Source organism: Sulfitobacter sp. (genome assembly GCF_036960155.1).
Taxonomy (GTDB): Bacteria; Pseudomonadota; Alphaproteobacteria; order Rhodobacterales; family Rhodobacteraceae; genus Sulfitobacter.
Genome location: NZ_JBALWB010000004.1, coordinates 211,432 through 220,943 on the forward strand (window position 1 = coordinate 211,432; position 9,512 = coordinate 220,943).

Sequence of the window (9,512 nt, forward strand, 5' to 3'; positions counted from 1 at the left end):
TAATTGGCAGCCGTATCTGCCATGATCTGATATCCCCGATCGGGGCAATCAACAATGGACTTGAGCTGATGGAAATGAGCACACCATCTAGCAGCCCTGAAATGGCCCTGATTTCAGACAGCGTAAGCAATGCTAGCGCACGCATCCGCTTTTTTCGCATCGCATTTGGGGCTGCAGGTGCTCAGTTGGTTGGCCGTCCTGAAGTTATATCAATCCTCAAGGATGTGTATTCTGATACCCGCCTGACAGTTAACTGGGGCCCTCTTGCTGGGGTGCCACGCTGTGATGTCCGGATGGCATTCCTAGCACTGCAATGTTTGGAGACGGGTATGCCCTACGGTGGTCGTATCGATGTTACGCAGGAAGGTGAACAAATTGTCCTCACTGGCCATGCGGATAAGCTGAAAATTGATGTAACCTTATGGGACATGCTCAAGGGTGAGCCGCGCGAAACAGAGCTTCACGCAGCACAGGTTCAGTTTGGCCTATTGCCTCAGATCGCAGAAGATGAATCTCGATCCATCAAAACAGAGATAATAGACAGCTGCATCACCATTCGAATTTAACTGCGCACAGTTCCATCACCTGTCACTAGGTATTTGAAACTGGTCAACTGCGCCGCGCCTACAGGTCCACGGGCATGCATTTTTCCCGTGGCGATACCGATCTCAGCGCCCATGCCAAACTCTCCGCCATCCGCAAACTGCGTTGAAGCATTGTGAATGATAATTGCGCTGTCCAACGTGTTCATAAACGTCACAGCCGCCTGTGCATCTTCGGTAATGATGCAATCCGTGTGGTTAGAACCATATTGCCGAATATGCGCCATCGCCTGCTCCAGATCGTCAACTTCGCGGGCTGCGATAATCATGTCCAGATACTCACGGCCCCAGTCGTCTTCCTTAGCGGGTATCACGCCTTGAATTGACTGCAGGCCAACGTCACCGCGGACCTCGACACTTGCATCAATCAATGCGCGGATAACAGCCATCCCAATCGTTTTTGAGACGTCTTTGTGGATCAACAAACATTCTGCTGCGCCACAAATTCCCGTGCGCCGCGTCTTTGCGTTCAGCACAATCTTTAGCGCCTTTTCCGCATCTGCGTCTTTGTCGATGTAGATGTGAACGATGCCCTCAAGGTGGGCAAAAACAGGCACACGTGCTTCGCGCTGCACCAATCCTACCAGTCCTTTACCACCCCGCGGAACAATCACATCGATCGTATCGGTCATGGTTAACATTTCCTGAACAGCGGCGCGGTCACGGGTGGGCACCAGCTGGATCGCATCTTCGGGTAGGTTTGCGTCCCGCAGACCCTCTTGCAAACAAGCGTGCAAGGCATGGCTGCTGTGAAAGCTCTCTGAACCGCCACGCAAAATCACTGCATTACCTGCCTTCAGGCATAACGCCCCGGCATCTGCGGTCACGTTGGGGCGCGATTCATAGATGACGCCAATCACCCCCAAAGGGGTGCGAACACGACGAATGTTTAGACCGCTTGGTTGGTCCCATTCCGCCAAAACCTCACCGACAGGATCGGCTTGCGCGGCAATCGCGCGCAAACCGTCGATGATACCTTGCAGGCGATCTTCATCCAGCTTGAGACGGTCCAGCATTGCAGGGCTCAACCCCTTCTCGGTACCAAATTTCATGTCTTCATCATTCGCGGCATAGATCGCTTCGCGGTTTTTCCAAACGGCATCAGCGGCAGAAATAAGGGCAGCATGTTTGCGCTCGGCAGTTGCAATGGCAAGGCTGGCCGCTGCGGCTTTTGCGCGTGTACCAATGTCCGTCATGAGGGCGGAAATATCTGATGTCTCGGTCATATCTTTTGTCCTTACAAAGCCATATCGTCGCGGTGAATGAGGGCCGCTCGCCCCGGATATCCCAATAGCGCTTCAATCTCTGCGCTGTGGTGGCCCTTGATTTGTGCAGCTTCACTAGCCGCGTAACGCGAAAGCCCAAAACCGATACCCTCACCGTCCGGCCCCAGTAACGCGACTGCATCTCCGCGCCCAAACGAACCGGAAACCCCTGTAATACCAGCAGGTAACAGGCTGTTCCCCCTGCGCACAGCGGCAACAGCACCAGTATCCAGCGTCAACTCACCCATCGGCTTCATTGCCGCGATCCAACTTTTGCGCGCTGTTTGAGGGTCGGTTTGCGCGGTGAACCAGGTGGCATTTGCTCCATTGGACAAAGCCGTCAGTGGGCGCATTACAAAACCCTCAGAAATCGCCATGGCGCAGCCTGCCGATACGGCTGTTTTGGCAGCCATCAGCTTGGTCTTCATCCCACCTTTGCTAAGGCCCGATCCGGCATCGCCCGCCATCGCTTCAATCTGCGGGGTAATACGGTCTATGACATCATAGCGCGTGGCGTTGGCATCAGTTGACGGGTTTGCGCTGTAGAAACCATCAACATCTGACAACAGAATCAATTGATCCGCGCCTACGGTTACGGCGATCTGCGCGGCAAGGCGGTCGTTGTCCCCAAAGCGAATTTCATCCGTGGCAACGGTATCGTTTTCGTTCACAATGGGCACAGCTCCAAACCCCAACAACGTACCAAGCGTGGCGCGACTATTAAGGTAACGCCGCCTGTCCGAGCTGTCCTCAAGCGTGACCAGCACCTGCGCAGTTGTGATGTTATGGGGCGCCAATACCTCTTCATAGGCGCGGGCAAGCCGGATTTGCCCAACTGCAGCCGCCGCTTGGGATTGCTCCAACGGTAATGTTCCTAGGCCAAGACCCAAAACACCCCGCCCCAAGGCGATCGACCCAGATGACACCAATACAACATCGGTGCCGTTCTGTTTGAGCCACGCAACGTCCTGCGCCAAAGATACCAGCCAATCAGCCCGCAAATCGCCAGTTGTGCGGTCCACCAAAAGGGCTGAACCGATCTTGATAACGATGCGTTTGGCGTCAGTTAGGGCTGCCAAGGCGCTTCCTCCTCGGCAGGTTTAAGGCGAATACGGTCATCATCGATTTCACTGCGCAGCGCACGCAGCACTTCAACCGTGTTGGTTTGCGCTACGCCAGACATCGGCATAACCACACCACCACAGGCTTTCTTCAATTCTTTCAATGCACTTGCCTGCTCATCTTCATCTAGCGCATCAATCTTGTTCAAGACAGTAATACGTGGCCGGTTGGCCAACTCACCGCCATATGCCTCAAGCTCTGAGATGATGGTTTGGTAATCCTCGACCATGGTTTCAGAGGTACCATCCACCAGATGCAACAGTACCGCACAGCGTTCGACATGGCCCAAAAAGCGGTGACCCAAACCGCGCCCGTCATGCGCGCCTTCAATCAAACCCGGTATGTCTGCAACAACAAATTCGGTATTATCCACGCCAACAACGCCCAAGTTAGGGTGCAAAGTTGTAAACGGATAATCCGCAATTTTAGGACGTGCGTTCGACGTAGCCGCCAGAAACGTAGACTTACCCGCGTTGGGCAGCCCAAGCAGACCCACGTCCGCAATCAGCTTCAGACGCAGCCAAAGCGTACGTTCAACGCCTTCCTGACCGGGGTTAGAACGGCGCGGCGCCTGATTGGTTGCGGATTTAAAGTGCAGGTTGCCCCAGCCACCGTTGCCGCCACGCGCCAGCTCAACCCGTTGGCCCAGCTCGGTCATATCAGCGATGACTGTTTCTTCATCTTCATCAAGGATTTCTGTGCCAACAGGAACACGCAGCAAAATCGCATCGCCATCTTTACCTGTGCGTTGCTTGCCCATGCCAGGCTGACCGTTTTTTGCAAAAAAGTGCGGCTGATAACGGAAATCAATAAGGGTATTTAGCCCATCCACCGCTTCGGCCCAAACAGAGCCACCGCCACCGCCATCACCGCCATCAGGACCGCCATATTCGATGTACTTTTCACGGCGGAACGACACACAGCCACCACCACCACCACCGGAGCGAATGTAAACTTTGGCAAGATCGAGGAACTTCATTTTATATCCTAAGGGTTTACCGCAGCTTGAGGCTGTAGGTCCAGGTTGGCACGGTTGCACCGCGCGCAAGGCAGAATGTTTCGGCATCACCTAAATAGGCAAAGCCAGTGTTAATCAGTACTTTGGCAGAGGCTGGATTGTCATGAAAGACCGAAGCGAACATCGCATCGTTGTCCAGCGGATTTCCCGCAACCAGTGCCTGCACAGCATCTGAGGCAACATGCGTGTTCCAAAACGGCGGAGCCACCCAATACGAAACTTCAGATTGGTTTCGGTCCAACCGCATCAAACTGATGACACCCATCACCTCGCCACCGTCATGATCGCCGCTGTCCATCACCCAGACGTCTTCTTCACGCTCAGGCAGTGTCGCGCGCTCAATGTAACCCGCAATCAAACCGGGCGGCAACGGATGCGGAATCCGTGGCGTACTGTTGGCCAGACGGATGTCACTTGCATAATGCTCAATTCGCGTAAGGTCGGACATACGCACAGGGCGCAGCGAAAAGCGCGTCGTATGAAGTGTCTCTTGTTGCGTCAAGGTTACCATTGTTCAGGATCCTCCGGCGAATAATACAAACAAGACCGATGCAACGGTTAGCGCTGCAAGTGTCCACATCAAATAGGGTTCACTGCGTGTTCCCGCAACTGTGCGTGCCATCGCTTCACCACCCAATGCCCAAAGCGGATGCACCACCACCTGACATGCAAAAAGAACGGCAGCAACGGTTGCTGTTGCAGTGAGGGTGGGAATGTCTGGCCCTACAAATGCTGTAAAGCTGCCGACGATCATCGCCCAAGCTTTTGGGTTAAGCGGATGCACAATGAGGCCCGCCATAAAACCGGGCGCGTTGGCGGCAGGTGAGCCCTGCCCCAGCCGAAGATTTGCCACCTTCCATGCAAGCCAAACGATATAGGCGGCAGAGATGTATTTGAGCGCTGTAAAGACTGCAGGCGCAGCCTCGGCCAGTTCCATCAAACCAAATCCGATGGGCCAAATGATCAATTGCTTGCCAAGCGCAACACCAGCCACAAACGGCAGTGCCGCACGAAAACCGTACCGTGCGCCCGTGGCCAATAGGGCCATATTGGCAGGACCAGGTGTGCTAATTTGCGAGGCCGCAAATATTGCGAAGGGGATGATCGCGATGCTCATGCTAACCACCTGTTCGCACAAGTGACGCTTAGCTGGTCACAAAGGACAGTCGCGCGTGCGACCGTGCCCCAATCCGTCAAAGAATGGCGTAGCTGATGTATTTGCATGCGCTCGCTCCTTTCCGGTGCTGGGGCATAAAACTAAAAAAGGGACCGGCGTTTCCGCCGATCCCTGATTTTCTATCATCTTACGGATACGGCTTATTCAGCAGCTTCCGCCACCGGTACGATTGAGATGAATGTGCGGTTTTTCAGGCCCTTGTGGAACTGAACGTTACCTTCAACAGTTGCGAAGAGCGTGTGATCTTTGCCCATGCCCATGTTGTCACCAGGCCAGAATTTTGTGCCGCGCTGACGCACAACAATGTTACCTGGGATGACAAGTTCGCCACCGTATTTTTTCACGCCAAGACGACGACCAGCTGAGTCGCGACCGTTCCGGGATGAACCACCTGCTTTTTTATGTGCCATTTGGTCTCTCCTTAACCTTTTGCCAGCTCGATGGCCTGTGCGATCCAGTCTTCACGACCCACACGACCTTTGAACGACAGTTTCTCTTCAATAGCTTCCACGTCTGCATCTGTCCATGCCGCGATCTGTGCGAATGTTGTGATGCCTTCAGCGTTCAGCTTGCCAACGATAACCGGGCCAACACCAGAGATGGTGGACAGATCGTCGCCGTCAGTTGTTGCAGCAGCTTTTTTCGCTTTGGCAGGCTTTTCAGCTTTCTCTGCTTTTGGCGCGTCGGCTTTTGCTACTTTAGCTTTTTTTGCTTTCTTCGCAGGTGCTGCATCTACGGATGCGCCTGTGATGGCTGCAACGGCTGCTGCGGAAACGGAACCAGTTCCGATTGCTGCTGCAACGCCAGATTTACCAGCGCCAGAGGCCAAGATCTCAGTGATCTTAACCAAGGTCAGTTTTTGACGGTGACCTTTGGTACGCTTGGAAGAGTGCTTCCGGCGACGTTTGACGAAGTGGATTACTTTTTCGCCTTTGATCTGGTCGACAACTTCGGCTTGAACGCCAGCGTCTTCGATCATCGGGGCGCCAACCTGTGGGTCGTCGCCGCCAAGCATCAGCACTTCGTTAAATTGAACAGTCTCACCGGCAGATGCCGCAATACGTTCCACGCGGAGCATGTCGCCCGCTTGAACTTTATATTGCTTACCGCCTGTTTTCAGGACCGCAAACATAGGTCTTCCTTCACTTTTGCCGCGTTCTTTGGCCCCCATTTACGGGTGTTTAGGATCCGGTCGTTGCCGTGATCCACCTGGAACAGCGCGCCCTTGGGGCGTCATTAAAAATAGTCCCGAAAACAGGATGACCTGTCGGGATGGCGGCTTATCGGGTGATTACCCCTGTAAGTCAAGCGGGTTTAGGTGCGTTTTAGCGGGTATACTGCGGATAATCATCAGATTTGTATGGGCTTCATCCCCTACCCTGAATGAGCCAACGCATCTCTGTTTGAAAGCCTATACTCTTATACTTTAGCGAGTGATGAAGTGTTCGTACACAACCACCTGAGAATTCAACGTCAAGAGCATCCAACTTTTCCTTTAACTGAGCAGTTATATCTGCAGGGGTTTTGGGTTTAGAAAGCTCTGAGCTCGTAATTTGGTCCGCCAATTTACTATACCCTAATTAATGTACTTAACAAAAGTCTGGATTTTCTCAAACAACGCATCGCCACGCGCTTCGATTGCATCCATAAATTCATCTGAGACATAGGTTTTTTCTTCTAGGTATTCGGCCGCCCAAAAATGGCGCCCGGCGATACTGGAAGACTTCCAAGTCAATTTTGGATTTCTAGGAATATTGTAAGATCGGATAACACCTTTCCTCATTATAGGTTTGATAACACCTTTCCTCATGATAGGTTTAACGTCAGAGTCCTCCATCACGAAGGCATCAGGGATGAAATCCTTAAACTTGTGCCAAAAATACTGATCCTTAATGACCTCACCGTTGCGCCAGTATAAAATTACCGGAATGTAAAATGAATGCCCCGGATCCCATTCCTCGATAAAGTCGCGGAAACTACTGCTGACCAAGGTGCTGCCAGAACTCTTCTGCATAAATCCATAAATTTTACCGTTTTCATGAATCTCATGAAGATGAAGTGGCAAATATTTCGGATCAGGCCATTTGCCCGGTAGGCTCATAAGAGTACGCATGATGTCATTTGGCTCGCTTCCATCGGCTTCTTTGTCATGCCAAATTGTCTTGCTGTCGAAATCCTTCAGGTCGTGGTGAAGTATCCAAGGCACTAGCAGTTCCCTTTCTGGGTGCTTGTCGCGCCCATCTTCTCCAACTCATCTTTATCGACCAACAGTGTGAGAATTGGATGACACAACTCCCCACAGCCCTTTGGGAAAGTGAAGTTTTCGCAGCAGAAAGAGGTTGAAGATACCAAACGGCGAGCCCTTTTCATCAGTCAGAAACACCACTCACAGCCTTCGCAAGCTTGGCTACGGCTTCAGCACACTGTTCTAAGGAAGTTGAATCCGTTTTGGGTGTGAAATCCAAAGTCACTTTTCGATAGGTGTTTAGAGTTCTTCCGCAGCCAAATTTAATGCCATCGCGCGCCCCAATGCATATGAAATATCTTCGTAGAGCGGATCAAAACCTGCAAACAGCCCCGCATTAAGGGCCTTGCCCGCAGGTGTTGTTGCAAAATCAGCATAAAGGGTTAGTTCCTCATTGCTCAGCGGACTATAGGCAAGCGTAAGGAATGCGCCGAGCCAGCTGGAGGTATCCGCTGCAATATCGTCACGTTCGGATAGGACATCCTCAAGGATCTCTTCATCGCTCATCGTATAGACATCGCCATCAACCAACGCGCGCAGGAATTGGTAGTTGGAATTAAGCGCAGAGGTAACGTTGCGGTTGACCAAATCACCCTCGGTGATCATCCGGTTGATTTGAACAAGCCGCGTGTCATTGGTTCCCTGACGTGCTGCATATTGCGCACGCGCCTGCTCTTCGATGGCAGGATCACTCATTGCGCGACGGGCCGCGTTCTCAAGTGAGATAATCCGCAGACCAAGATCAGAAGCAAAAAAAGCTATGGCGTCTTCCAGCAACTCGCCCTCTAATGCGGGCTCAAGTCCCGCACGAATGCCTTCGCTGATCCGTTCAGGGTCATAGATGCGCGTGACCTGCTGAGACCACGCAGGGCCACCCTGCCCGTCCAGCCAATCACGGTTCAATGTTGCTCCGAATTTGATGCCTTCTTCATGCAGAATGCTGCTGAGCTCTCTGACCTTGAGAACATCCATCAACACGGTGTGCCGCGCACCTGCCCACACAGGCAACGCTGTAACAAGGATCAAACATGCTGCTAACAGATGGCGCACTTACAAATCCTGACTTGGCTGCATGACACGCAGACGGTCGGCGACCGCCTCAAAACGGTTTGCCATAATTTCATATTGCACGGCATTCATCAGGCCATAAACATCTACCATTTTGGGGTTTTCTAGTGCCTCGGCATAGGTGACCATCTCGGCATCAGAGAACGCCTGATAGGTATAGGCCGCACCCTCTAATGCGCCTTGGCGCAAGTTTTGACGCAATTCGGGTTCTTGCGATTTTAATGCTTCGCGCAAATCGGGTTCTTCCATTTGCAATTCAATCACACCGGCACCCGCCGCCGCCAACAGGAACCTGATTTGCACTTCTTGGATTGAGCGCAACGAAGTTTCTTCACTGCCGCTGGCATTATTTAACCGTTCAAGGATACCAACACGTGGGGATCCGATGCCCTTAAGGCCCGCAATGATCTGCCCGCCACTTTCTTCCTTCAGCCCGTCTTCTTCTACCATATGCGAGCTGTTTTCGACGACAACCAGCCGCATACCCAAGTCGGAGGCGTAAAAATCTGAGGCATGCGTCAACAAATCCTGCGTCAGCGTTTTTCCGAGAATATCAATTGCCATGTCATGCATCAGCTTGGTGTCGAAAACCTCAGACACAAGCCGCTTCCACTCAGATCCAAAATCATCAGCCTGCAGGCCCAGCATTTGGGGGGCAGCATCCGCAGATAAACGAATACTCTCTAGTGCGACATCAAAACCGGTAACTTCCAGAAAATGCTCCAAGTCCTCATGTGCGGGTGTTTGAGCCGACGCCATGAGCGCAGAAAGCCCCAGCATCACCGCAAAAACGGGGACCATCAATGTTTGCCTGATCAAATGCATGCGCTTTCCTTTGCAACGTTCAACATCAAAATACCCGTTATATAAAGCGCTGCAATGAAAAATCCGTAAAGCGGCAAAGATGTGTAACCACGGCTTGTTGCCTGATATAATCCCGATTAACCGGCCGTTCCAAGATTTGGTGCGGACAGGTGCCGAAGTGACAGCAATGACTGAGTTTGTTGCCGCAGCA

11 protein-coding genes are annotated in these 9,512 nt (G+C 52.4%); 1 reads left to right on the forward strand and 10 read right to left on the reverse strand.

Going from position 1 to position 9,512, the window contains the following annotated elements:
* The first annotated feature begins 68 nt into the window (after positions 1–68).
* Positions 69–566, forward strand: coding sequence for a histidine phosphotransferase family protein (locus tag V7775_RS12450; RefSeq protein ID WP_335752222.1), 498 nt, complete (start codon positions 69–71; stop codon positions 564–566).
* Here the strand turns inward: V7775_RS12450 and V7775_RS12455 are convergent.
* From V7775_RS12455 to V7775_RS12500, 10 genes are all read right to left on the reverse strand, one after another.
* The gene (locus V7775_RS12455) at positions 563–1,828 is read right to left on the reverse strand and encodes a glutamate-5-semialdehyde dehydrogenase (protein ID WP_335752223.1); all 1,266 of its coding nucleotides are present in this window, start codon (positions 1,826–1,828) and stop codon (positions 563–565) included. The genes V7775_RS12450 and V7775_RS12455 overlap by 4 nt on opposite strands.
* An 11-nt stretch (positions 1,829–1,839) precedes the next feature.
* A complete protein-coding gene (gene proB / locus V7775_RS12460) occupies positions 1,840–2,946 on the reverse strand; it encodes a glutamate 5-kinase (RefSeq protein WP_335752224.1) in 1,107 nt (368 codons plus the stop codon).
* Positions 2,934–3,968, reverse strand: coding sequence for a GTPase ObgE (obgE, locus tag V7775_RS12465; RefSeq protein WP_335752225.1), 1,035 nt, complete (start codon positions 3,966–3,968; stop codon positions 2,934–2,936). The genes proB and obgE overlap by 13 nt, the downstream gene beginning before the upstream one ends.
* 16 nt (positions 3,969–3,984) lie before the next feature.
* Positions 3,985–4,518, reverse strand: a complete 534-nt coding sequence (locus tag V7775_RS12470; RefSeq protein WP_335752226.1) for a GNAT family N-acetyltransferase — start codon at positions 4,516–4,518, stop codon at positions 3,985–3,987.
* 3 nt (positions 4,519–4,521) lie between these two features.
* A complete protein-coding gene (locus V7775_RS12475) occupies positions 4,522–5,124 on the reverse strand; it encodes a LysE family translocator (protein ID WP_335752227.1) in 603 nt (200 codons plus the stop codon).
* Between the two features lie 200 nt (positions 5,125–5,324).
* Positions 5,325–5,594, reverse strand: a complete 270-nt coding sequence (rpmA, locus tag V7775_RS12480) for a 50S ribosomal protein L27 (protein ID WP_335752228.1) — start codon at positions 5,592–5,594, stop codon at positions 5,325–5,327.
* 11 nt (positions 5,595–5,605) lie between these two features.
* Positions 5,606–6,316: a 50S ribosomal protein L21 gene (locus V7775_RS12485; RefSeq protein ID WP_335752229.1), complete on the reverse strand. Its 711-nt coding sequence runs from the start codon at positions 6,314–6,316 to the stop codon at positions 5,606–5,608.
* A gap of 444 nt (positions 6,317–6,760) precedes the next feature.
* On the reverse strand, positions 6,761–7,390 hold the full coding sequence (locus V7775_RS12490; RefSeq protein WP_335752230.1) for an imm11 family protein: 630 nt from the start codon (positions 7,388–7,390) through the stop codon (positions 6,761–6,763).
* A 279-nt stretch (positions 7,391–7,669) separates the two neighbouring features.
* Positions 7,670–8,479 carry a DUF2059 domain-containing protein gene (locus tag V7775_RS12495; protein ID WP_335752231.1) on the reverse strand — a complete coding sequence of 270 codons (810 nt, stop codon included), beginning with the start codon at positions 8,477–8,479 and terminating at the stop codon, positions 7,670–7,672.
* Positions 8,480–9,322, reverse strand: coding sequence for a DUF2059 domain-containing protein (locus tag V7775_RS12500; protein ID WP_335752232.1), 843 nt, complete (start codon positions 9,320–9,322; stop codon positions 8,480–8,482). It abuts the gene before it with no gap.
* Positions 9,323–9,512: the final 190 nt, after the last annotated feature.